The sequence below is a fragment of the Fibrobacter sp. genome (assembly GCF_045112255.1).
Classification (GTDB): domain Bacteria; phylum Fibrobacterota; class Fibrobacteria; order Fibrobacterales; family Fibrobacteraceae; genus Fibrobacter.
Map to the genome: position 1 here is coordinate 1 of NZ_JBGUHR010000028.1, position 23,702 is coordinate 23,702.

21 protein-coding genes and 3 tRNA genes are annotated in these 23,702 nt (G+C 50.2%); 16 read left to right on the plus strand and 8 right to left on the minus strand.

Translation table 11 applies throughout. From position 1 onward, the window contains the following. Positions 1–142 precede the first annotated feature (142 nt). The 3 genes from ACJMM9_RS02725 to ACJMM9_RS02735 all read right to left on the minus strand — a co-directional run bounded on the left by ACJMM9_RS02725 (position 143) and on the right by ACJMM9_RS02735 (position 4,491). A complete protein-coding gene (locus ACJMM9_RS02725; RefSeq protein ID WP_405323650.1) occupies positions 143–862 on the minus strand; it encodes a hypothetical protein in 720 nt (239 codons plus the stop codon). Between the two features lie 86 nt (positions 863–948). After that, the gene (locus tag ACJMM9_RS02730) at positions 949–1,938 is read right to left on the minus strand and encodes a hypothetical protein (RefSeq protein WP_405323652.1); all 990 of its coding nucleotides are present in this window, start codon (positions 1,936–1,938) and stop codon (positions 949–951) included. A gap of 150 nt (positions 1,939–2,088) precedes the next feature. Further along, a complete protein-coding gene (locus ACJMM9_RS02735; protein WP_405323654.1) occupies positions 2,089–4,491 on the minus strand; it encodes a DEAD/DEAH box helicase in 2,403 nt (800 codons plus the stop codon). Positions 4,492–4,765: 274 nt separating this feature from the next. On the opposite strand from ACJMM9_RS02735, the gene ACJMM9_RS02740 reads away from it, so the two are divergent. Next, a tRNA-Ser gene (locus ACJMM9_RS02740) sits at positions 4,766–4,850 on the plus strand. A gap of 696 nt (positions 4,851–5,546) precedes the next feature. On the opposite strand, the gene ACJMM9_RS02745 is transcribed toward ACJMM9_RS02740, so the two are convergent. Next, positions 5,547–5,619, minus strand: a tRNA-Glu gene (locus ACJMM9_RS02745). A 136-nt stretch (positions 5,620–5,755) separates the two neighbouring features. On the opposite strand from ACJMM9_RS02745, the gene ACJMM9_RS02750 reads away from it, so the two are divergent. The 5 genes from ACJMM9_RS02750 (at position 5,756) to rpmB (ending at position 10,273) form a co-directional block, all read left to right on the plus strand. Next, the gene (locus ACJMM9_RS02750) at positions 5,756–7,261 is read left to right on the plus strand and encodes an ATP-binding cassette domain-containing protein (RefSeq protein ID WP_405323657.1); all 1,506 of its coding nucleotides are present in this window, start codon (positions 5,756–5,758) and stop codon (positions 7,259–7,261) included. Further along, the gene (locus ACJMM9_RS02755) at positions 7,254–7,868 is read left to right on the plus strand and encodes a methyltransferase family protein (RefSeq protein WP_405323659.1); all 615 of its coding nucleotides are present in this window, start codon (positions 7,254–7,256) and stop codon (positions 7,866–7,868) included. The genes ACJMM9_RS02750 and ACJMM9_RS02755 overlap by 8 nt, the downstream gene beginning before the upstream one ends. After that, the gene (locus ACJMM9_RS02760) at positions 7,861–9,039 is read left to right on the plus strand and encodes a glycosyltransferase N-terminal domain-containing protein (RefSeq protein WP_405323661.1); all 1,179 of its coding nucleotides are present in this window, start codon (positions 7,861–7,863) and stop codon (positions 9,037–9,039) included. The genes ACJMM9_RS02755 and ACJMM9_RS02760 overlap by 8 nt, the downstream gene beginning before the upstream one ends. 12 nt (positions 9,040–9,051) lie before the next feature. Next, complete coding sequence (gene ispH, locus ACJMM9_RS02765) at positions 9,052–9,984, plus strand: 4-hydroxy-3-methylbut-2-enyl diphosphate reductase (RefSeq protein ID WP_405323663.1); 933 nt, start codon at positions 9,052–9,054, stop codon at positions 9,982–9,984. Positions 9,985–10,051: 67 nt separating this feature from the next. After that, positions 10,052–10,273 carry a 50S ribosomal protein L28 gene (gene rpmB / locus ACJMM9_RS02770; RefSeq protein ID WP_014546602.1) on the plus strand — a complete coding sequence of 74 codons (222 nt, stop codon included), beginning with the start codon at positions 10,052–10,054 and terminating at the stop codon, positions 10,271–10,273. A 205-nt stretch (positions 10,274–10,478) separates the two neighbouring features. Here rpmB and ACJMM9_RS02775 read toward each other — a convergent pair whose 3' ends face one another. Continuing rightward, positions 10,479–11,126, minus strand: coding sequence for a PolC-type DNA polymerase III (locus ACJMM9_RS02775; RefSeq protein ID WP_088630805.1), 648 nt, complete (start codon positions 11,124–11,126; stop codon positions 10,479–10,481). Then, positions 11,123–11,653 (minus strand): lysophospholipid acyltransferase family protein, encoded by a 531-nt coding sequence (locus ACJMM9_RS02780; RefSeq protein WP_405323668.1) that lies wholly within the window; start codon positions 11,651–11,653, stop codon positions 11,123–11,125. The genes ACJMM9_RS02775 and ACJMM9_RS02780 overlap by 4 nt, the downstream gene beginning before the upstream one ends. A 99-nt stretch (positions 11,654–11,752) precedes the next feature. Between ACJMM9_RS02780 and ACJMM9_RS02785 the strand changes: the two genes are divergently transcribed. Then, positions 11,753–11,825: transfer RNA gene (locus tag ACJMM9_RS02785), tRNA-Cys, on the plus strand. A 238-nt stretch (positions 11,826–12,063) separates the two neighbouring features. Here the strand turns inward: ACJMM9_RS02785 and ACJMM9_RS02790 are convergent. Continuing rightward, positions 12,064–12,708 (minus strand): hypothetical protein, encoded by a 645-nt coding sequence (locus ACJMM9_RS02790; protein WP_405323671.1) that lies wholly within the window; start codon positions 12,706–12,708, stop codon positions 12,064–12,066. 149 nt (positions 12,709–12,857) lie between these two features. On the opposite strand from ACJMM9_RS02790, the gene ACJMM9_RS02795 reads away from it, so the two are divergent. Continuing rightward, on the plus strand, positions 12,858–13,520 hold the full coding sequence (locus tag ACJMM9_RS02795) for a DNA alkylation repair protein (protein ID WP_072830045.1): 663 nt from the start codon (positions 12,858–12,860) through the stop codon (positions 13,518–13,520). A 328-nt stretch (positions 13,521–13,848) separates the two neighbouring features. Here ACJMM9_RS02795 and ACJMM9_RS02800 read toward each other — a convergent pair whose 3' ends face one another. Then, positions 13,849–14,883 (minus strand): radical SAM protein, encoded by a 1,035-nt coding sequence (locus ACJMM9_RS02800; RefSeq protein ID WP_405323674.1) that lies wholly within the window; start codon positions 14,881–14,883, stop codon positions 13,849–13,851. 247 nt (positions 14,884–15,130) lie between these two features. Between ACJMM9_RS02800 and ACJMM9_RS02805 the strand changes: the two genes are divergently transcribed. From ACJMM9_RS02805 to ACJMM9_RS02840, 8 genes are all read left to right on the plus strand, one after another. Next, positions 15,131–16,591, plus strand: coding sequence for an esterase (locus ACJMM9_RS02805; RefSeq protein WP_405323676.1), 1,461 nt, complete (start codon positions 15,131–15,133; stop codon positions 16,589–16,591). Positions 16,592–16,659: 68 nt separating this feature from the next. Continuing rightward, positions 16,660–18,144 carry an ATP-binding cassette domain-containing protein gene (locus tag ACJMM9_RS02810; protein WP_405323678.1) on the plus strand — a complete coding sequence of 495 codons (1,485 nt, stop codon included), beginning with the start codon at positions 16,660–16,662 and terminating at the stop codon, positions 18,142–18,144. 22 nt (positions 18,145–18,166) lie between these two features. Next, positions 18,167–18,535, plus strand: a complete 369-nt coding sequence (gene crcB / locus ACJMM9_RS02815; RefSeq protein ID WP_405323680.1) for a fluoride efflux transporter CrcB — start codon at positions 18,167–18,169, stop codon at positions 18,533–18,535. A gap of 154 nt (positions 18,536–18,689) precedes the next feature. Continuing rightward, on the plus strand, positions 18,690–19,277 hold the full coding sequence (locus tag ACJMM9_RS02820) for a DJ-1/PfpI family protein (protein WP_405323683.1): 588 nt from the start codon (positions 18,690–18,692) through the stop codon (positions 19,275–19,277). 264 nt (positions 19,278–19,541) lie between these two features. After that, positions 19,542–20,669 (plus strand): Mrp/NBP35 family ATP-binding protein, encoded by a 1,128-nt coding sequence (locus tag ACJMM9_RS02825; RefSeq protein ID WP_405323685.1) that lies wholly within the window; start codon positions 19,542–19,544, stop codon positions 20,667–20,669. Beyond that, the gene (locus ACJMM9_RS02830; protein WP_405323688.1) at positions 20,666–20,962 is read left to right on the plus strand and encodes a DUF971 domain-containing protein; all 297 of its coding nucleotides are present in this window, start codon (positions 20,666–20,668) and stop codon (positions 20,960–20,962) included. The genes ACJMM9_RS02825 and ACJMM9_RS02830 overlap by 4 nt, the downstream gene beginning before the upstream one ends. Before the next feature lie 56 nt (positions 20,963–21,018). Further along, a complete protein-coding gene (locus ACJMM9_RS02835; RefSeq protein ID WP_072830344.1) occupies positions 21,019–21,867 on the plus strand; it encodes an RNA polymerase sigma factor RpoD/SigA in 849 nt (282 codons plus the stop codon). An 11-nt stretch (positions 21,868–21,878) separates the two neighbouring features. Next, entirely contained in the window at positions 21,879–23,600 is a 1,722-nt protein-coding gene (locus ACJMM9_RS02840) for a tetratricopeptide repeat protein (protein WP_405323691.1), read from the plus strand. Positions 23,601–23,702 lie beyond the last annotated feature (102 nt).

A 23,702-nucleotide genomic window follows, 5' to 3' on the forward strand; every position in this document is an offset into this window, starting at 1 on the left:
GGCTCGGTCCCATCGTCGAGACGGTGTGGGGCGTTCTGCTCCTCGCACTGAGCGGCGTCCTGATTTTTATCGGTGCCTAGCTTCCCGTAAAAAGAAAGTCCGTCTGTGTTGGAGACGGACTTCTTTTTTTATCAATTTGGGTTTAATGTTTTATTTCGCTCCAGGCGCATTCGCTTGCAGGCGGAATATATCGGTTGTCGTAGTAAGCTGCGCAACCCGTGGGATTTGGTGCCTTTTCGCATGTTGTATCGCGAATTTCAACAAGCTTGTCATAGACGTCCCTATTTTTAACGGATCTGAATAGCAGTGAGTTCTGAAGGCATTCAAAACAGCATAATCTGTCATAGACATGCATTGTCTTTTCGATTTTCTCAATAATCTTCGTATCTCCAGTAGCAGAGAAATAGGCCCAGTGTGCATCGATATCTTCACCTTCGCATGTGACTGAGTCCATGAAAAATTCATTACTTTGAATAAACTTGCTTATGCTTTGTTTTGCAGGAAATCCTGTTGGGAAGACTCGCTGAAAATCTTTCTGATCTTTTTCATCGAGGTGAGACATAATCCAGTTCTCATCAAGGTAATTGCGGTTCTTTAAACTTATCAGGTTAATTAGAGTAGGGTAGTAAACTTTTGCGTTTTCCACATTGAGCGTATTAGCTCTAATTATGGCTACGATAAGTTCGTTTGTGTATTCGGGTTTCATCCTGTAGGCTTCACCGGTGAACAGATCTACTGAATCGGCTAGGGCTGGGCTTAAATCATCCCGCTTGAAATTTTCATTTATTTTGGGCTTGAAAAATGCACAGCTTGATAGGACTAGAATGGTTAGAATAAATGATATAAATAGTTTCTTTGTCATAAATAATCTCTAGTTTGGTTACAATATACATAAAAGTCCGTCTGTGTTGGAGACGGACTTCTTTTTTTAGGATACTTTATTGTTCGTTATTTTTTTGCCTTCTTTACAAGCTTTGTTTTAACCGGGGTGATTTTAATGCCTTCGGGAATAAGCTTTGCGATTGCTTTTGCAACTTGCTGTTGGCCTTTATCGATTGCTGTAAGGTATTTGACAATCGCCTTGGAAATGTTATTGCAGAATTTTTCAGGAATATTTTCTTGAAGCTTTTCAAGTGTATTGGCTTTTGCGTTTTTGAAATTGCCTGGAATTTGTGCATTGAAACCGGCTATCTCGACAGCTTGTTGTATTGTGAATCGGTTTTCTTGGACGGCTAATGCATAATTTCCTGCATAGAGGCTTGCTGCGGAAGCGACTTCATGGATGTTGCTGAACCAAGGCCCAATAGGTCCATTAGGGCCAATTGGATGTCTCCTCCAGGGAGTTCCGCATGGCCATGGTTCAAAATCGTCATAGTATCCGCTTGGTATATAACTAGTTATTATGCCATGTCCTATTGCTTGTCTGACAATATTGGTGGCTTCGAAGTCTTTATTCGGAGTGAGTTCAATACCATCGGGAATAAGCTTTTGGGCTTCCTTGATAATTTCATTCTGCCCTTTTTCGATTGCCTCTAAGTAACTGATTATAGCCTTGGCAACGTTGTTGCTAATTTTTGCAGGAATGTTTTCTCTTAGTTTTGCAATAGGATTTATTTTTGAAATCCTGAAGTTGGCAGCAATGCTTGCTTCCAGGCCTGCATTGTGGATAATATCCAGTATTACATCGCCATTTTGCAAAAAGACTTTTGGGAGTCTTACTGAATAATCTTTTACCTCAGCGATGAGTTCACTGACGTGATGGGGCCATGGTATTGGAAATCGCCACCAGGGTGTTCCACAAGGCCATGGTTCGTATGTGTCTTTTTTTGTTGAATAACAAGCAGCTATAGCTGTTACTGCTATTTTATTGAATAATATGTGGATTTCAGATTCTTGAATTGTTGCTGTAGAATCTTTTTCATTTGTTTTGTTAGCCATTTTTTTTTCTCCTTAGGGAATATATATAAGTGTATATATTAAGAAGATGAAAAAGGATTAACGTAAAGTATTTTATACAAATTTGAATTTTTAGTACAAAAAAAACGGAATTCGTTCTGAATTCCGTTCATTTATTTATTTTAATTTGGTTTAAACTCTTCCGAAGCGGCGTGTCTTGCGGAATGGCTTGTCGCCAAAACTGCGTTCGTCTCGGTCTTTGTGGAAGGGCTTGTCTTCGAACTTGCCGGGTTTGCGGTCGGCGAATTGGCGCTCACGGCGGGCCTTGCGGTTCTCGAACGGCTTGTCACCAAAGCTGCGTTCACCACGGTCTTTGCGGAATCCACCACGGCGTTCATCGTCTCGGAAGCCTCCCTTGCGGTCGCGATGGAAACTGCGGCGTTCTTCGCGGCTGGCATGCGGTCTCGTTCCCGGTGCAGGACCCTCGGGCGGTTCGTCGGTCATTACGCGGAAGCGGGCGTCGTTGCCGCGGATGGTCATTTCAGAGAGAATGTCGAGAACGTCTTGCGGGAGCGTGTTCGGAAGTTCAACGGTGCTGAACTTGTCAAAGAGCTTGATGCGGCCGATGTTGCTGCTGTTGATGTTTGCTTCGCCGGCAATTGCACCTACGATGTCGCGCGGAGTGACGTGGTCAATGCGGCCAACGCCGAGGTAGTAGCGCAAGAAACCTTCTTCGACGCCGTTCAGGCCTTCCTTGCGTTCTTTGCGCATACGCTTTTGTTCTTCGCTGTTGAGGCCGAAATCTTCGCCATTGCCGAGGAAGTCTCTGCCGCTGCGGACCTTTTCGCGACGTTCCTTCGGCGCTTCGAGCGGCGGAAGGTTCGGGAAGAGCGGCTGCTTTTTCTGGTACATCTTGATGACTGCGGCAGCGATGTCTTCGGCGGTCATTTCGTTGACGGTACCGTCTTCGAGGGCTACGCCGTCCTTCATGTTGCAGCCTTCTGCGGCGAGTGCGTGGACGAGTTCCTTGAACTGGTCGAGTTCACCGTAGCTTACGACGCTCTTGACTTTAGCCTTGAAAGTTTCGACGCGTTTTTTGCTGATCTGTTCGGAAGTCGGCATTTCCATCACATCAATCGGCTGGCGCGTTGCCTTTTCGATGGTCTTGAGCATGCGCTTTTCGCGCGGCGTGATGAACAAGATGGCGTTACCGCTGCGGCCTGCACGACCTGTACGGCCAATGCGGTGCACGTAGGATTCCGTGTCGTACGGAATGTCGTAGTTCACAACGAGCGAAATGCGGTCTACGTCAATGCCTCTTGCGGCGACATCTGTTGCGACGACGATATCGAGCTTGCCCATCTTGAGACGGTTGATGGTGCGTTCGCGCATGGACTGGGCGAGGTCGCCGTTGAGCGGTGCCACATTGAATCCGCGGCTTTCGAGTTTTTCGGCCACTTCGGTGGTGTTCTGCTTGGTGCGTACGAAAATAAGCACTCCGTCAAATTCTTCACCTTCGAGGACGCGGGCGAGCGCTTCGATCTTGTGTTCGTTTTTCACGAGCAAGTAGCGCTGGCAAATGTTTTCGACCGTGGTCGTCTTGCCTTCGATGCGGGCTTCTTCGTATTCGCCCAGGTGCTGGTCGATAATCTTTTTCACGCTGTCCGGCATGGTGGCGCTAAAGAGGGCGCGCTGGGCATCGGCGGGGATTTCCTTGAGGATGGTCTCCACGTCTTCCATAAAGCCCATGTCGAGCATTTCATCTGCTTCGTCCAGGACAATGGCCTTGACAGCTCCAAGCGAAATAGAACCGCGCTTGATATGGTCAATCAAACGGCCCGGGGTAGCGACAACAACGCTTGCCTTGCGCTTGAGGGCGCGCAACTGGATAGCGATGTCCTGACCGCCATAGACCGGAACAACGGTCACGTTCTGCATCTTGACGGCGTATTGCTGGATGGCATCCGAAACCTGGATGGCGAGTTCGCGTGTCGGCGTGAGCACGAGCATGGACGTTTCGCGTCCGTTGAAGTTGATGCGCGAAAGGAGCGGAAGCGAGAATGCTGCTGTCTTGCCGGTACCGGTCTGTGCTGTACCGAGAAGGTTTGCTCCTTGCAAAAGGGCCGGGATGGCCTTAGCCTGGATAGGCGAAGGCGTTTCGTAACCGGCGAGTTTGACTGCTTCGAGAACTTCCGGAGAGAGGCCGAGATCGTCGAATGTCACCAAAGATTCGTCGCCGACATCTTCTGCGTCTGTGGAGTCTTCATTTAAGGTTGCTGGGGTAGTTGCGGCGACTGTTGCGCCTTCTGCCTCAGCGGGCTTTTCCTGTTCGCTTGTCTCTTCATCATCGTCGATAAATTCGACTTTTTCGCCTTTCTTGATCTTGGAGTTTGCGCCGGATTCCAGAACTTCGCCGTTATCATCAACGACGATGCCGTCTGGATTTGTTGCAAAGAATGCGGCTTCATCAGCCTGGTCTTCGTCTGCTCCGCCTGCGATGGCGTTCAAGAACGCGTCCGCTTCGAGCTGCAATTTGGAGTTGTCGTTATTTTCCGGAACGTCGATTTCCGGGCCGCAAGAAAGATCTTCTGCCATAAGTCACCTTCGGGATCCGTAAACTTCATCTGCAGCACATGCCGCGTCATCACTTTGCTCAAAATGAGCATTCAATAAGCCCCGAAGTGCACTCGCACTTATAAACCTGAAGTCTGTTGGGTCCCCTTAATTTTGCGCCAAATGTAGAAAATAAAGGCTTGAAATCAAAGGTTTTTGAAAACGCTGGTGATGAAGTAATAAAAAAGAATGTTGCGGCTGTGCCGGAAATTTTCATAGACAGTTTAAATGAATTATACTATATTATGCAAACCTCGGAGAGATGCCAGAGTGGTCGAATGGGCCGGTCTCGAAATCCGGAGTCTGTCACAGGACCGAGGGTTCGAATCCCTCTCTCTCCTTTGAAACGAAAAGCGAAGCCGAAAGGCTTCGCTTTTTGTTTCAAGTGAAAAAATGGTGGATGAGAACCCTCGCAGAGGGTTCGATTGACCGCGCGAGAGCGAAGCGAACACAGCGCGGTCAAGGATTACGGCCTCCGGCCGTAACCCGGAGGGCGGCGAACGAAACGAAGTGAGTTCGGCGTCCAATCCCTCTCTCTCCTAGAGAGAGGGTGAAAGGGCTAGCGAAATGAAAAGAGCTAGTTGTCCCATCCCTCTCTCTCCTCCCTCAAATTGGTAATAATTTCCCTAAAATGGTAGTTTTTAGCATTTTTCTGGTCTAAAAATGAATTTTTGTAATAAAAATGTATTCTTTTGCGAAAATTATATTATATTTATTTACGTGAACGTATCAGAGGGGAGCTTTGATTTGTTTGCAATGGGTGCAAACGCTATTTAGCTTTTAAAAGAAATAAACAGCATAATAAGGAACCGTGAATACGGTTTTGGTGTATTTGGAGTTTATTCAAAAGTCTCTCATTCCAACTCGTAAAATACTGTCGCCCTCCAATCGAGGGCGACTTCCCGTTTTGCAAGTTTGGAACTAGTGCTTTGGCGTATGAGAAAGGATCGGCTTGATTGCCGGTCCTTTTTTATACCCTGTGATGCGGTTGGCTTGTGGGTACAAAAAAAGAACCAGCTTTTCAGCTGGTTCCTTTATACCCCCAAGCGGTTTCGAACCGCTGTTGCGGGAATGAAAATCCCGAGTCCTGGGCCACTAGACGATAGGGGCGTTTTGTGTGCGCCAAATATAGATGTTTATAGGAAATTGTCAAGGGTTTTTGTTTGAATTTTTTATTTTTTCTTCCGTGATTCTGAAAAAACGGCTAAAAAAGATACTTTGGCGAGGCATTTTTCGCTTTTTGCCTGTGGCTTTGCTTGCGAGTGCTGCCGATGCGGCCTTGCTTTGGGGTGTCCGCTCTTTCATGGAAATTCTCCAGGGCGAGGCGATTTTCTCACTTGTGCAGTGGCTTGTGCTGATGGTTGTTCTCACAGCGCTTCGCTTTGCCTTTTTTGCCTGGAAAATGAATATTTCCGAAAAATGGCTTTTCGGCGCTGGCTCTCTTGTGATGGCGTGGTTCCTGCATGCGCTCCGTTCTCTTTCGCCGCGGGTGTTCCATACGCCGGAAGGCGAAATGAAAGTCGAGGCTGCATACGAATCTGCTGTTGTTCTGCAATCGAATGGTGGCGTGTTTTTTCAGGCGGTCCAGGCGGTTCTTCAGCTGTTGGTCTTTTTGCCGGTGCTGTTTTACATATCCTGGCCGCTTACGTTGTTCCTCTTTGTTGTCGTTGTTCCGCTTGTGAGCTGGATGCAGCGCAGTCTGCATAAGATGGGGCCTGCCGAAGAAAACATTTTGACGGAGCGGTCGAGTTTTCGCAATTCGCTTTATCTTGCGCGAAAACTTTTTCGTCGCTGGAGTTCTGGCTTTGAACGTAGCGACGTCTCGAACGATTTGGTGTCTCAAGTGCGCGTGCTCCGTGATGACGGGGTGGCGGTATCCCTTCGCAAAGGCGTCCTTTCGCTTGTCGCGGAATCGGTCTCGGTCCTGGCGATGGTCTTTGTGCTTGCCTTTTGTGCGCTCCTGATTTCGAAGGGGTGGATGGACGGCACGGGGCTTGTGCTTTACTGCTCGGCGGTTCTCCTTTGTTATAAACCCGTGAAGGAGTGTGCCCGCGTGATGCCGCAGGCAAGGTCTGCGATGAGTGCGCTTCGCGTTTTGGAAAAGTTCGAAGCATTGCCTTCGAAAAAATCGGACTCCAGTTCGGTAGAAAAACTGTTCTCTACGGACTTGGATTGCTTACAGATTAAGCATGGCGATTTTTCTTACGAGGGTGCTTTTGCTACGCTTTTCAGCAATTTTTCGCTATGCTGGTGTACGAAAAAGCCGGTGCTTGTACGCGGACGCAATGGTGTTGGCAAATCGACTTTGTTACGCTTGATTGCAGGGCTTGAAGAATGGGATTACGGGAAAATTTCATGTTCCATTCCTTTGAAAAATAATGTGTTCTTTGTAGCCCAGGATTTGGAATTGCCTCCACTTCATTTGTTGAAAAAACTTTTAGCACAAGCGAAATTTGAGGCTGTTGCCGAATTTGCCCGCGCGGCCCGAGTGAATCAGATCATTGCTAAAGAGGGAATGTCGGGAGGTGAACGTGCGCGCGTGGCTTTGGCGTGGGCGCTTGCTTCGGATTGCTCGGTGGTCTTGCTGGATGAACCGTTTGCATCTGTGGCACTTGCTGACCGCGAATTGCTTTTGAGTGCATTCCTCGACACGGCGGAACTGCTCCATAAATGGGTTGTCCTCGTCAGCCATGATGTTCTTTCCCGCGAACAGGAACAAAGGTTTAATGTTGTGGAGATGGGAGATGCCTGATACAGAAAATAAATTTTCTGCGTTTCTGTATCGCTTTCGCGGATACATCCTGGGGGTGATCGCTGTAATTCTTGTATGTGCGCCTCCGGGCAATGAACCCACCGCCCCCCTAATTGCTGTTCTTCTATACATTTTGAGTGCTTTTTTACGAGTGCAGACTCGCCGGTTTATCGGCGAACATACTCGCGGCTACGAACATCAGGCGGACGCGCTTGTGACTTGCGGTCCGTACTCTCGCGTGAGGCATCCGCTTTACATTTCCAATACTGGTTTTGCTCTTGGAATTGCAATTTTTCATTTGGGTTTTTCTCTTTGGATTTTGCCGCTTATGCTTGTCGTGATTGCTTTCGAGATGGCGCTTTCGCGAATCGAGGATCGTTTCCTGGAACGGAAATTTGGCGATGTATGGCGCTTATGGGCGAGCGAAACTCCTGCGTTCTTTCCGCGTTTGAAAGCTTCGCATGGCGACTGTGCTGAAAAATTGCGGATGCTTCCTTTGCAAAGGACCTTCTGGCAGGCTTTTTTTGCGGATTCTTCCACTTGGCTGTGGCTCTTGTTTTGTAATTTATTACTGGTCGTAAGAAAAGTGGTGGTTTTCTATGTTTAAGGTTTTTGACATTGCGCGAGAGGCTTTAGGATCTGTAGCCAAAGTTGCTGCAAAAGTACCTGTTATAGAAAATAAGTACCATGTGAAATCGCGCCTGCGTGGTCCGTGGCCCAAGGGGCCGTTTCTTTGGATGCATGGCGCAAGTCTTGGCGAATGTAAGATGCTTTTGAATTTGGCGAAATTCCTCCAGGAGGATTTGCCGAATTGCCCGCGTCTTTTGGTGACGACGCAGAAAGTTGAAGTGGTTTCGTTTATCAAAGAATCGGGAGTGGATGTGACTGCGCACATTGCGCCTGTCGATGCTCCTGCAACGATGATGTCCTTTGTTTCGTCGGTCAAGCCGCTTGGGCTTATTCTTGCCGAAAATGAACTGTGGCCGGGGTATCTCTCCTCGATGCTGCGAATTTCGACTCGGCCGCCTGTGGCTGTTGTTTCGGGACGTTTCCATCATGCTGTTCCTGGAATGGACTATGCGGCGATTGGCTTTGTCAGCATGCAGACCGGGTCGGACTTGTCGCGCTTCTTCAGCGTTTCTGCGCGCTCGAACAGCTCGCGGATGATGATTGGCGGCGACTGGAAGCTTTTGCCTTGGGTCCGTTCGGGCAAGGTCGTTTTGCCTCCTGAAAATCCGACGGTCGATACGGTCTTTGTCTCGATGCACATCCAGGAAATGCCGAGTCTTGGTCGCATGATTTTGTCTTCGATCAAGCGCGGTGAATCCGTGGTGCTTATGCCGCGTCGCTTGTCGGAAGTGGATGAATTCCGTAAGGCGCTTTGCGGACTTGGGGTATCGGTTGTTGACTGGCCCTTGGTGCAGAGTGGCTCAGTCTCGATGGTTCTCGAGTTTGGCAAGACGAAAGATGTGTTTGCTGTTTCTAGATCGGCGGTTGTTGGCGGGTCGTTTGCACGTGGGCTTGGTGTTCATGATTTTTGGGAGCCGCTTCAAAGCGGTCTTGCGACTTGTGTAGGGCCTTATGCCGCAGGGCAGGAAGAGACTGTGATGACGCTTGTTCGTGAAGGCGTCCTTGCGCAGTTACGCTCGGCTGAGGACTTTTCTCAGCGCAATAAGCCGGAATCCCGTTTGGTGCAAACATTTCTTGCTCATGAAAGTGCTAAAATTAGTGACTCGTATCAGCAGTTGCTGGAATTTTTGAAAAACTTGTTAAAGTAGATTAGGTGAATTATGAAAAAAATCGTTCTGGCTACGCCCCGTGGATTCTGTGCTGGTGTTGACCGTGCAATCCATGTTGTCGAAAAGGCTATCGAAAAATTTGGTACGCCGATTTATGTGCGCCATGAAATTGTTCATAACAAGTTTGTTGTTGAAACGCTTAAGGACAAGGGCGTTGTCTTTGTCGATGAGCTGGATCAAGTGCCGGAAGGATCCGTGGTGATTTTCTCGGCACATGGCGTTGCAGAGCGTATTTATGAAGAGGCTAAAGCCCGTAATTTGCAGGTGCTTGATGCGAGCTGCCCGCTGGTGCTCAAGGTCCATTTCAGCGCTAAGCGGCATTACAACGCCGGCCGCCATATCATCTTGATTGGGCATGCCGGGCATGCCGAGGTCGAAGGTACGCTTGGACAGCTTCCGGAAGGCGCGATTACGCTTATCAGGAACGAGAAAGATGCGGAAACGGTTGATGTGCCTGCCGACAAGGAACTGGCCTACATCACGCAGACGACGCTTTCTGTGGCGGAAACGCGAAAGATTATCGAAGCGCTCAAGCGCCGCTTCCCGAATATCATCGGGCCGGATGCGGGTGATCTTTGCTATGCGACGGGGAACCGCCAGGCGGCAGTTCTCGAGCTGTGCTCCGAGGTGGACATGCTTTTGGTTGTCGGCGCCAAGAATTCCTCGAATTCGTCCCGCTTGATGGAGCTTGGGCTTGAACAGGGCCTCCCGAGCCACTTGATTGCGGACGTCAACGACCTTGATCCGGCGTGGTTTGATGGCATTGACACGGTTGGGCTGTCTAGCGGTGCGAGCGCACCGGAGGTGCTGGTCCAGGGCGTTGTCGATTGGCTGAAAGAAAAATTTGGCCCGATAGAAGTTGAAAATCTTGTAAAATTAGTGGAAAATACGAAGTTTAACTTGCCAAAAGCATTGCAAGATTAACTTTAGCCTTGACAGTTTTGAAATTTTTAGCTAAAATTGGTGCCTGTAAAAACAACGGAGTTTTAATATGAGCCGCATTTGTGAAGTCACCGGCAAAGCCGGTCTCGTGGGCAACATGGTTTCCCACTCTAACCGTAAGAAGTTGATGAAGCAGCTTCCGAACCTCCAGAAGAAGCGCTTCTACATTCCTGAAGAAGATCGCTGGGTGACGCTCCGCGTTAGCGCTGCTGGTCTCCGCACGATCAACAAGCTTGGCATCCAGGCTGTTGCTCAGGAACTCGGAATCTAATTTCTTAGATTGAAAGTTTGACGAAAGCCGCTATGCTCTGCATGGCGGTCTTTTGTGTATTTTGTTGAAACAAAAAGCTCGCCTACTAGCGAGCTTTTTAGTTCCGAGTTCTGAGTTACTAGTTACTGAGGCTGCTTCGCAGCAGTTATCAGTTCAAATCGCTAGTAACTACTAACTATTAACTAGTAACTGCGCCGAAGGCGCTCTACTTCCTGATGAACTGCGGGATGCCTTTGTATTTGGCCATGGCCTGCATGATGCTGCCCATTTCCCATTCCTTTTCCTTGAGGCGGCGGCGGAGCAGTGCTACGAACACTTCCATGAGCATTTCGCAGTCGTACACGGAACGGTGCATCTTTTCTTCGTCGATGGTCATCGAGATTTCACCGCGCTTCATGAACATGTTTGCCATGAAGCCGAGCTTGTGGTTTGCAAGTTCCGGCATGATGGTCTTGGAAATGGCGAGGCTATCGACGACGGGGTTACCCGGCGTGAACTGCGGGTTCTGTTCGTAGGCGGTGCGCAAGAAGCTGGCGTCGAAGTTTGCGTTGTGGGCAAGCAGGATGGATCCCGGGCCGCAGAATGCGGTGAACTGCTTGAGCGCTTCGCCGACTGGCGGTGCATTCTCGACCATCTTGTCGGTGATGTGGTTCACGTTCGTTGCTTCGGCGGGGATGAGCATGTTGGGCTTTACGAGCGTGTCAAATTCCGAGATGAGCTTTGGCACGACGCGTCCGTTTTTCACCTCTACAGTGAACTTTACGGCGCCAATTTCAATGATTTCGTCTTTGCGGTTGACAAGACCAGTCGTTTCTAAGTCGAATGCGACAAATTTTGGAGGTAATGCGATCACGGCTGTGTTTCCTTATTTTGAATATTTTCGGGCAAAAGATACTTAATTTCGATGTCAATAGCTGTCAAAGGGAGCGGAATAATGAAATTATCCCATCCGTTTAGGCGAAAATGCTTGCCATACTTGATGCAAAAAAGCCAAAGGGGGCGGCCGCTTGCCTTGGAAAGCCATAGAGATCCCGGTTTTACCTGAAGGGCGGGGCCGTGCGGACCATCGAGCGCCATGCCGACAAAACGGTCGTTTTTAAGCGATTTTAGCAGATGGCGGACGTTTGTGGCCCCGTGCGTGTCGGAACCGCGGGTGACTTCGTAATGGAGCTGCTTGGCCGCCTGGGCGAAAAATTCGCCGTCGCTTGATTCTGAGACGAGGATGTGGACGTTCTTGTCCTTGAAGGCGGCGGTGCTTGCGAGCAGGTCCTTGTGCCAGAGTCCAAGGATCCCCGGGCGGAAGTCGTCGGGAACGCGCAGGCGGATGCGGAGGCTCCTCATCCAGAGGGCGCCGAGCGTGGCGAGCAATTTTGTCTTCAATTGGGTGAAATTCACGGCTAAAAATTAAAAAATTTCACTTTTTTTGCGCGGACCCCTTGTAAGGGCGTCTTAAAATACTTATATTGCGTCTGCAATTATGGCGACGTACCCAAGTTGGTAAGGGGCGAGTCTGCAAAACTCTTATTCGGCGGTTCGAGTCCGCCCGTTGCCTCTCAAAAGACCTTTCGTGAAAGCGGAAGGTCTTTTTGTTTTCTCGAGGATTGCGGGAGGCGAGAATCGCGCAATCCATAAAAAAGCCCGCGCACTTGTTGTGGCGGGTTAATCTCTCGTCTGTAGCCGCGTAGCGGCGTTCTTTCGTCTTTGGACATTCGCTTCGCTTTTGTCCCAACCATTCGGCTCGAACATGCCCAACTTTGTTGGTCGCGTCACTCGCCTTGTGTGGTTGTCGTCTATTCTGCTGGCGGAAGCGGATTCTTGCGGGGACGGCCACGGGGGCGCTTGACCGGCATTTCTGCTGCGGCTTCCGGGTGAAGTGCCTTGTTCTTTGCCATGAGCGCTTCGCGGATTTTCTTTGCGCGTTCTTCGATGCGCTGGCGGGCGAGGTCGGCTGCAGACACGATGACGGTCTTCGGCTTGTCGCCTGGCTTTGCGCCGAACGAGCCTTTGAGGACGCGGCCTGAGGGCGGTTTGGGCGGTTCCGAGATGACGCTCGTGAGCACTCGCTTGGGCGCTGATGCGGGAACTGTCTTTTCGATAATCTTCTTGACTTCGGCGTCTTCGGCCTTCGGTGCGGCGTTCTTTGCGATTTTCTTCAGGATGCTGTTGATTTCGGCGTCGTTTTCTGCTTCACGCTGCTTTGCGCTTTCGGGCTTGATGTACTTGGCCACGAGCGAATTGAACTTGGCGTTTTCGCTTTGCTCTTTGTGCTTTTGGCGCTCGCGCTTGGACGGGCGCTTGGCCCCGTTGTGCTTTTTACCGATAAATTTTTTCTTTTTGCTTTCCGAGTTGCGAATGATTTCTTCGTCGGAAAGACCACGCAGTTCGGGCGGAACTTCAGTGACTTGAAGAGCCTCTTTTCTAGTGGAATCAGTCATGATTTCTGGGTCTTTAAGCGGTTTTTAGCTTTGTCAAGTTTTTTTTTGCACTTTTTTTGCAAAAAATCTGAGAAAAATTTAAAAAAATTTGAAAAAAATGCTTGTCAAGGTCTAGAAAAAAAATTCTTTATGGACTATTTTTGGTGTACATGCTTCGGTTTACACAAGAAATATCTCTCGCTCTGCGCTCTATCGCTAATGAAGAAGAGTCGCATGAAATGTCTAAGAAGGCTAGGGAGCAATTTGAATTTCTCGGAATCAGATTGGTTCCCCGTCGTGAAGTCACGTACCCGATTTTCGACAAGTACCCGCCAAAGGACGGGGACGAACTCGTATCGAGGGTTGAGGACATGTGGGCGCAGCCGTATAGGGAATTCCAGTACGCGGCTTGTGACTACCTGTTCCGCCATCGCGTTCTTCTCGGTGGCCAGCACCTGAATTTTTTGAAAAAGCTCATTAAGACCAGAGCTTGGCGTGACACTGTCGATACCCTCGCTTCTTGCGTTTTGGGTGATTTGGCGCTACGTCTTCCGGCTCTGCGCACAAAGATTGCTTCCTGGATCCGCGACCCGAACATCTGGGTCCGTCGCAGTGCGATTATCTTCCAGGTGCAGTACAAGGACCGCACCGACTGGCCGCTTTTGCGTCAGTTCTGCCTCACTTGTGCCAAGGACGACGACTACTACATTCGCAACGGCATTGGTCGCGCGCTTTCTGAATATGCACGCATCAATCCGACTGAAGTCCGCCGCTTTGTCCAGGACAATGCGTTTGCGGAACAGACTGCCCAGGAAATCCTGCGCCTCATCTAGTTCGGTTGTGGATCGCGCGAAGCCTCGGCTTTTAAAGACTCTCGAAAGGGGGTCTTTTTTATTTGCCTTTCTTTTCGGCTTTTGACTTTTCCTTTAGCGGAAAGCTGAAACGGCCCTGAAGGACGCAGCCTTTTGCCCCTGGGTCGCATTCCTGTTTGCGTTTCTCGCAAAATGTCTCGTTGAGGTATTTGCATTCCCAACTCATAAGAATCTCCTTCTTGAAAGAGGTGGTTGTGCTTGCGGCACTTTTATTAATCTAAACAAAAAGAGGGCAAATAAGCCTATAATTTTGAGCTGAAAATAGTCCAGGATGGCTGCGCTTCTCGCCTTAATCAAAGTTTAATGAACGGCGGTAGGGCGTGAAGCCTGCGTTTTTGATGAATGTTTCGGCCTGCTCGATGGTCGTGAGGCCGTGGTTTTTAAGCACGTTCTCTTCAATGACGATGCTGTTGATGTCATCGGCGCCGGCATGCAGCCCGAGTTCACCGAGCGAAAGTCCCATGCCGAGGAGCGAAACTTCGATGTGCGGGACGTTGTCGAGGTACAGGCGGCTGAGTCCGAGCAATTTGAGGTATTCGTCGCCGCGCACATGGCGGATCGGGAACTTGTCTGTCTGCGGCTGGAACGTCCACACGACAAAGCTCTTGAAACCGCCTGCGATGTCCTGCGTTTTACGGACGTATTCGAGGTGTTCGATGACTTCTTCGGCGGTTTCGGCACTGCCGATGACGATGTTTGCGCTGCCGGGGAGGCCCTTCTTGTGGCAGGCGGCAAGCGTATCGCACCATTGCTGTGCCGGGAGTTTTTTCGGGCTTAAGATTTGACGCATGCGGTCGGAGAGAATCTCGGCGCCTGCGCCCGGGACGGAACTGAGGCCTGCATCCTTGAAAATGTCGAGCAATTCGTCAAGCGTTATGTTGTTGAATTCCGCAATGCGGACAAGTTCAACTGGCGAGAACCCGCGCACCTTGACGCCCAATTCCTGCGTGAGCATCTTGAGAACGTCGGTGTAGTAAGAAAGTGGGATTTCCTTGTTGACGCCACCTTGCAGAAAGATCTGGTCGGCGCCCTTGGCTTTTGCCTCAAGCGTTTTTTGGCGGATTTCGTCCAAACTCAAGACGTACGCTTCGGGGTGTCTTGCTGCTCGGCAAAAACTGCAAAAGCTGCAAGTCACTTCGCACACGTTCGTGTAATTCACGATGCGGAATGCGGTATAGCCCACGCGGTTTCCGGGGAGCTTCGCTTGGCGTACGGTATCGGCCGCCTCGACGACTTCTGTCCAGGGAATGTTCTTCAAGATTTCGAGACCTTCCGCCGGCGTGAGGCGTTCTTGGGCAATTGCTTTATTTAACAAGGAATTCATCGCTGAAAAAATAGCAAAGTTGTTTATGGATTAATTGTCCACGAAACAACTATTGCGGCTTGTGATTTGGCTTACTGACGAGGATATATTACAGATGGGTTTAGTTAGGTAGAACACTGGTGTGTTCATGCTTGGTTTTGTGGAACCACGCAGTTGCGTGGCATATCTCCTTGCGTGTATCAAATCAGTTTGGAGGACTTGTCCTTTCGGGATGAAGAGTTAGGAATGATACAACAGGAGAACAGGTATGAAACACCTCAGTTTAAAGTGTGCAGCAATGGCGCTTGCTTTTGCTGCATCTGCACAGGCTTTTACCGTTACGGGTAAGGTCAACGATGAAAGCGGCAAGGCTATCGAAAAAGCTTCCGTAGAACTTCTTAAAAACGCACTCAAGACAACGACTGATTCCAAGGGCGAATTCAAGCTTTTCAAGGAAGAGGCCAATCCCGGTGATTCCTTGATTGGCATCCATTCCGTTCGTCCGAGACTCGGCTACGTGAGCGTGATGAACGGCGTTCTGTCTTATTCCCAGAGCACCAATGAACCGGTGCGCATCCAGGTTTTTGACGCTGTGGGTTCCCGCGTCTTGAACGAGACTGTTTATGGCACGGGTACTCTTGACATGCAGTCTGTCGTGAAATCTCAGGGTTCATATTTTGCCCGCGTGAGCGTCGGTAGCGCAAAGAGCAATTTCCGCTTTGCATCCAATGGCAATTACGGGGTTTCGTTTGGCGAAGCTGTAGCTCGTGGTCTCAAGAAAGAAGAAGCCGGCGATAGCCTCCGCGTGATTGCAACGGATTATGACACGCTTACGGTTGCGCTCAGTAACTTGGATACAAACGTTACGCTCAAGCTCAAAAAGACGGTCAAACAGCCGGAATACGCTTACGGTTGGGGCCTCAAGAACGATCCGGTGCCGACGCGTGGTTGCGGCAAGGATACAAAGCTCGACTACAAGTATCGTGGTGACAAGCCGTATATCGAATTCAAGTGGAGCAAGGGAACGCGTACCGTGCGTATTGACATCCCGAAGAACTACGACAAGAACAAACCGTACAAACTCATTTTCGGTATGCAGTGCATGGGCGGCTGGGCCGGTGGTGTGCAGGATGAAGGCTATTATGGCCTGAAACCGCTTGATACGGAAAATACGGCAATCTTTGTTGCTCCGGAAGGCAATGGAAATCAGGCCCCGTGGGATCAGAACGACTACATTCTCTTCGATGAACTTTTGGCTATGCTCGAAGGTAACTTCTGCATTGACTCTTCTCGCGTATTCTCGACAGGCTTCAGCTACGGCTCTATGTTCTCTAACGGTCTTTCCTGGAACCACCAGGACGTGCTCCGTGCTGTTGCCGTGTACGAAACAGCTGAACGCAACATTTGGCTCCCGCAGCGCAAGCAGATGGGCATTGGCTGGATGGGGGTGCTCGGCTTGCAGGACAACCTCTGCACTCCGGTCATGGGCCGCGCTGCTCGCGATATCATCTTGGAACTCAACTCCGAAGGTGGCAAGGCCAAGAATGAAAAGGCTCAGGAATACGGTGGCAACGGTCCGCACGTGTGCTATGACTACACGACTGTCGAAGAACGCTTCCCGGTTCGCTGGTGCACACAGAATGGCGGCCATATCTGGGACCACAAGGATCCGGGTTCGAACCAGTCCTGGGTACCGAAGACCACTTGGGATTTCTTCAATAAGTTCTAGTATTTAAGATTCTTTCCTCCTCACAAAGCTCCCGGTTTCGGCCGGGAGTTTTTGCGTAGGAGAAAAATTTGCCGTCTCGTTTGGCTTTTTCTATCTTTGGGCGCATGGAATTCAAGCGCTTTGAAGCTCTGATCGAGATGTTTCCGCAGGTGCAAATTTTCAGCACCGAGGGCGAAGATCTTGACCGAGTCATTACTCATTTTTTAAATCAACGTGAAAATGTCTCCACGATGTCGGAGGCTATGCAACGTAAAATCCAGCAGGCGTTGGCCCCGTTCTTCCAGCAGCGTTTTATCAGCTTGCATGATGCGGAAGCACCGTTGGTGCGAAACCTGCTTTTGGACAAGAAGTTCTTTTTGCAGACGGACCGCTACATTGATGATATGGCGTGGCCGTTGACCGACCCGGATAAGCTTGGCGAGGCGTTGAACATTGCAGACCTTGCCGAAGGGATTCTCGACCGCAAGCTGTTGAGCCTCTCGAACGGCGAACTGCGCCGAGTGCTCTTGGCTCGTATGTGGATGGAAAAACCGGAATGGGTTTATTTCAATGACTTGTTTGGCGGGCTCGATCCGGAGTACCGTGCTCATTTGGCGGGCTGCGTGGCTGACCTCGCGAAACGTCCGGGCTTGAAAGTCGTGGTGCGCCTCGCTCGTGAAGATGAACTGCTTCCGGAAATTCCGGCATTCGTTTATGCAGACAAGACGTTCACGCAGTACGCTGGCGAACTCCCGAAAGCCGCCGCAACCCCGAAGTTCAAAAAAGCCGAACTCAAGGATTACGAGATTGTTGATCTTAGACGAGAGACGAAAGACGAGAGACGAGAGGGCGCGAAGGGCAATAACAGTGTCATCCTGAGCGGAGCGAAGGATCCAGTCAATTCTAGTGCAGAGATTCTTTTTGACTTGAAGCATGTTAACGTTCGCTTTGGTGATACGGATGTGCTGAAGAATTTGAACTGGACGGTTCGCAAGGGTGAACATTGGGCGGTGATGGGCGAGAATGGTGCTGGCAAGAGCACTCTCCTCGGCATGCTTACCGCTGACCATCCGCAGATTTACAACAACGACATTACGCTTCTCGGGGAACGCCCGGGGCATGGCCTCAACATCTGGGATCACAAGGCAAAACTCGGGTTCTTCTCGCCGGAAATGGCGCTTCAGTACCGCGAAGACTTGAGCCTCTTGGATGTCCTTTGCACTGGATTCACGCCGAACCTCTGCCGCGCCGAGAACATCACGTGGGAAGAAAAGGCGAAGGCCCGCGAATGGCTTACGTACTTGGGCTTTGAAGATACGTCAATTTCTATCCGCAAGGTTTCGCCGATTGACAAGCGCTTGGTGCTGATGGCCCGTGCCGCCATTCGCCCGCCGAAAGTGCTGTTGCTCGACGAACCGACGCAAGGTCTCAAGGGCGAGTATCGCGAAAAGCTATTCCACCTGTTGCAACTGCTTTCAACGGAGACAACGCTCATCTTGGTCAGCCATTACGAAGAAGAATGGCCGCCTTGCATGACGCACCTCCTTAGAATGCCGAAATTCTCGCTGAACTAGACGAACTCTAAAAGGTCCCGAAATGAATTTCTTATTCGTTGCTCTCGGCGGTGCTCTCGGTAGCGTACTTCGCTACTTCCTTTCGCTTGTGATTCCGAAGGTCGCCGGATTTCCGTGGCCGACCTTTGTCGCAAACGTCCTGGGCTGCCTATGCATCGGAATTTTTTCGGGACTCTTCCTCAAGTGCGATGGCCTCTCGCCAAACCTCAAGCTCTTTTTGGTGACGGGCTTTTGCGGAGGCTTTACGACGTTCAGCACTTTCGCCAATGAAAACCTGGCGCTTTTGCAAAGCGGAAAATTCGGAATGTTCATAGCCTACGCACTCGCCAGTTTTGTACTTGGTGTTGCCGCCTGTTTTGCCGGACTTTACCTCATGGGTTACAATCGGTGAAACTAATGACTATTGACTAATAACCAATAGTCAATCACTTTGTTAAAAAAAGTAAATGTGCATACGCTCCGATAACTTTTGATGTATTTTCTTTTAACACTGACTTATGTTGGTTGTAAAAAAGAAAACAAGTTATATCTATCAGGAGTTAATAATGGCAAAAACTGCAAAAAAAGTTTTGCTTCTGTGTGGCGATTTTACCGAAGATTACGAAACGATGGTCCCGTTCCAGTCGATGTCCATGTTGGGTTACCAGGTGGATGCTGTGTGCCCTGACAAGAAGGCGGGCGAAACGGTTGCTACTGCAATCCATGATTTCTTGGGCGAGCAGACTTACGCTGAATCCCGTGGGCACAACTTTACCCTCACGGCAGACTTTGATGCTGTGCAGGTAAAGGATTACGAAGGCTTGTTCATTACGGGTGGCCGCGCTCCGGAATATATTCGCTTGAATGAACGCGTACTCAAAATCGTGAAGGAATTTTTCAAGGCTAAAAAGCCGGTGGCCGCCATTTGCCATGGTCCGCAGGTCCTTGCTGCAGCCGGCGTCTTGAAAGGCTATAAGGCTACGGCTTACCCTGCCGTTGGCCCGGATATCACTCTTGCTGGTGGTAAGTATGTGGCTGTGAACGTAGACGAAGCTGTGGTGGACCGCAACTTGGTTACGGCTCCGGCATGGCCTGGCGATACGGCTATTGTCCGTGAGTTCGTAAAGCTCATGGGTGCAAAAATCAAGATTTAATATTTGCACAATTTTGCATTTTTAAGTCTCTTAAAAAACTAGCTCTCTTCAAAAAGACATATACTTCGGTATCTGTCTTTTTTCTTTCTGGGTCCTTTAATGGGTGAAAAATCTAGCTGTAAAAAGTCCTGGATCTTTTGCGTTGCCCAGGATTGATGGACTGCGATTTGTTAAATTAAAACAAAAACTTTTTTTACCCCATACCTCAAAGCGAGCTTGCTAGCGACCCCATAGTCCAAAGGCTCGTAGAGCCGAGCTGTAAAAATGCAATTGAATGAGCAAAATATTTTAAGTGCCTTGCGCGCGGTCCAGGATCCGGACTTGCACAAGAATATTGTAGAACTAAACTTTGTTCAGAACCTGAAAATTGAAGGCACGAAGGTTTCCTTTGATTTGCGCCTCACGACTCCGGCATGCCCGATTCGCGACCGCTTCAAGGACCAGTGCATCACCATCGTGAAAAGCCTTGGTGCAACTGAAGTCGAAGTGACGCTCACTTCTTCGCAGGGCCGCGTGGGCGAAGACAATTCTGCTGCAAAGGCTCCGCAGAACTCGCACATTGGCGAGGTGGCGCATGTGGTTGCTGTGGCAAGTGGCAAGGGCGGTGTTGGCAAATCGACTGTGACGGCGAACCTTGCTATGGCGCTCAGCCTTTCTGGTGCTCGCGTGGGTATTCTCGATGCTGACATTTACGGCCCCTCTATGGGCCTCATGTTCGGGATCGATAAGGCGCCTGAAGTTTTCGAAGACAATACGATTGCGCCTGTCGAGGCGAAAGGTGGCATCAGCATCGTCTCGATGTGCATGTTTGCGGACTCCGACAAGGCGACCATCTGGCGTGGACCGATGGTCTCGCAGATGATCCAGCACTTCATCCATCATGTGCGCTGGGGCAAACTCGACTACCTCCTCGTGGACTTTCCTCCAGGAACGGGCGACATCCAGCTTACGCTCACGCAGAATTGCCCGATGGCAGGTGCGGTCGTCGTGACGACTCCGCAGCAGGTGGCTCTCGCTGACTGCCAGAAGGGAATTGCCATGTTCGATAACGTGGGCGTCCCGGTGATTGGTATTGTCGAGAACATGAGCTACTTCATTTGCGATGAGTGCGGCAAGCACCACAACATTTTCCCTGCCGGTGGCGGTCAGAAGATTGCCGAAAAGTGGGGTGTGCCGCTTATCGGTAAGGTCCCGATGGAACCTGCTGTTGCAGATTGCGGTGACTGTGGCACTCCGGCCGTGCTCCGCTACCCGAACTCCGAATCGGCGAAGGTCTTTATGGATGCCGCCGAAAAGATGGTCCGTACGCTTTCCGTGTTTGAATCCGAAGGCGATGGAGTCCTCAAAAACTTTAATTACGATTTCGAACAGCTGCCCGTGGAGGAAGTATGATCCAGCCAAAGAAAGTATTCAGGACAAAAGAGGGCAAGCTCGGTTTTGAATGGAATGATGGCAGTCGAGGCGCCTGCGATGCCCGTACGCTCCGCTTAGCTTGTCCGTGCGCACTTTGTGTGGACGAACATACAGGCGAAAAACTCCTCGATGAATCGACTGTTCCCTTGGATGTAACGCTTGAACACATCCAGTCGATTGGTCGTTATGCCGTGGGGCTATCTTTTAGCGATGGTCATCGTTCGGGAATTTACCCATACGATAAACTTAAGGAATTGACGAAATCCGCATAATAAACCATATTTGAAAGAGTCTAAGACAGTTTGTCCAAGGCAAAAGGTGTTGTTTTATGAGTGATTTTAACGAAGCTCTTTATTTTCGTGACTTGAATAGGTATCCTACGCTGACTCCGCAGGAGGAATCGGCGCTGTTGAAAATTATCAAGAACGGTGAAACCGAAGAAATTCGAAAGTCTGCCTTGCAGCGCCTTATCCGTGGCAACTTGCGATTTGTGGTGAGTGTCGCCCGCAAGTACCAGGGTCGCGGTCTTTCGCTTTTGGACCTCATCAATGAAGGTAACCTCGGTCTTTTCAAGGCGGCTAAGCGCTTTGACATGGACAAGGACGTGAAGTTCATCAGCTACGCCGTGTGGTGGATCCGTCAGTCTATCCAGAAGGCTTTGTTCGAACAGGTGGGCGCAGTCCGCATTCCGCCTAACAAGCTTGCCTTGGTGAACCGTTTCAAGCGCGCCTTGATGCAGAACGGCGGTGACTACGACAAGACCATCTCGATGGAAGAATTTGCCCCGTACGAACGCGATATCGTCGAAGTCATGGAAAAGATTGTCGATATCTCGCTCGACGCTCCGATTGGCGATGATGCCGGTGTCTCGAGCGCTGATTCCGTGAGTACGCTTATGGACGTGCTCGGCAGCGATGGCAACCAGGACGAGGACATGGAACGCGAAGAGCGCAAGAAGCTCATCCAGGAAACGCTTTCTTCACTCCCGCAGCGCGAAGAAGAAATCCTTCGCATGTTCTACGGCCTCGATACGGTCGAAGATACGACGCTCAAGGACATCGGCGAAGACCTCAAACTCAGCCGTGAACGCGTCCGCCAGATCAAGAACAAGACTTTGCGTCGCTTGCAGAAGAGCAAGGAACATAAAGAAAAATTGGCCGACTTCCTGGAAATCTAATTGGAACTCTAATGTCGAATCCTTCATCTGCGCCTCGTACTGCCGCGTACCTCTTTCTGATTTTTTTCTTTGGGGCGCTGCTTGCGTATGGCGGATTCAAGCTTTACAATAAGTACGGACCGTCGAAGACGGTCGTAGGGGAAATCCCGTTTGGGCTTGAGGCGGGCACTTCTGTGTTGAATGGCGATGCCCCGAATTTCAAGGCCGATGTCGAAAGTCTCCCGGTGCAGGCTCAGGCCGAATTCCGCCGTGCAGGCGAACTCTCGCGCAGCGGGGCGACCAAGGCTGCTTACGAAATTTACGATGCGCTTGTGCTCCTTTACCCGAATGTAGATGCTGCGGTCTGGGGCGAAGTCAATACTTTATTCCATATGGACTCCGTGTCGGAGTCGATGCGTGACCGCGCTGAACTCTTGATTGGGCGCCTCATGGCGCGTTACCCGAATACGGGCATCAGCTTTTACCTGGACAGCCGCAAGTCGCTCCTTGCGGGGAATTTGACGGTTGCCGTTGAACTTGCGAAGATGGCTAGCTCACGTGCTCCGTCCATTTATGAAATCAGACTTTGGTACGCAGAACTCCTGCACAAAAATTCCAATTTGCGGGACGCCGCAAATGAATGCCGGGCGGCAATTAGCCTTTCTGCGGGTGACTCGCAGCGCGCGTTTGAACTTTTGGCGAAAGTCTACCATGACGACGGAATTCTGGACAGTGCTGCGCTCGTCGTCGATTACGCCTTGACGCAGTTCCCGCTTTCTTCGGAACTGATGCTTTTGCGTGGTTACTTGGCCGAATACAATGGCAAGTTTGATGTTGCCGAAAAGACGTACCAGCGCATTCTCGCGTTCCGCCCGGATTTCGAAAAGGCTCGTCGCGCGATGGCGACGATTGGCGAAAAGACGGCGCCTGGCAAGAACGGCCATTATGCAGGCTCCTCCCGAGACCGTGCCCAGGTGGCATGCGACATCCTTGCACCGCTGGTCGAACGTTATCCTGAAAACTTGCCGCTCCGTGAAGCCATGGGCATTGCCTATACCAAGGCCCACATGTTTGACATGGCCCGCCGTGAGTTCAACTACATCCTCAAGAACGACCCGGATTACCCGGATATCAAGTCTCGTCTGAATGAACTCGAACAAGTGCGCAAGGCTGCCATCGAGGAATACAACAACGGTCTTACGGCAAACCTGAACCGCGCTGTGGATAGCCTCCGCGAATCCATGATGCCCGAACGCAAACACGACTTCTCGACAAAACTGGGCCATTATCTTGTTCGCTACGGAGCTTCTTCGCAGGAATTCTTTAAGAAGTATTCCGCCTCTAATTTTAAACAAGTGAAACGATTTGTCTGGCAAGAATCTTTCTATGAAAATCCCTACCATCACACCTATACGGTCGTCTTTGATTCGTTGAACCGCTTTAAGGAAGTCCATGTGGTCGTTTTTGATTCCGCTTCGAATTCGAACCATCTTGGTGTGGCGCCTGAGATCTTTACGCGTCTTCTCAAGCAAAATTCCAGAATTTCCGGCATTAGCAACAATACTGGCGAAACGGACTGTGGTGATGGCGTTGTCATGGATGCTGCCGTCTGGGAAACCCGCGATAACTTCGAAATCCTGGCCCGAATCGTCGGAAAGCCTGCCGAAGTGCGCATGGTTCGCCTCGATCGCAATAGATTGCCCCCGTCAGGCATGAAACTTTGCGATTATCTGCCGCTTCTTATGGAATTTTAGCTCGCAAATATCTATTTTATAGCTATATGTTCCGTGGTCGTTTTTTTGCTTTAATCGTTTTCGCTGCATTGTTGGATGGTTGCACGTGCTGTGCCTATTTGA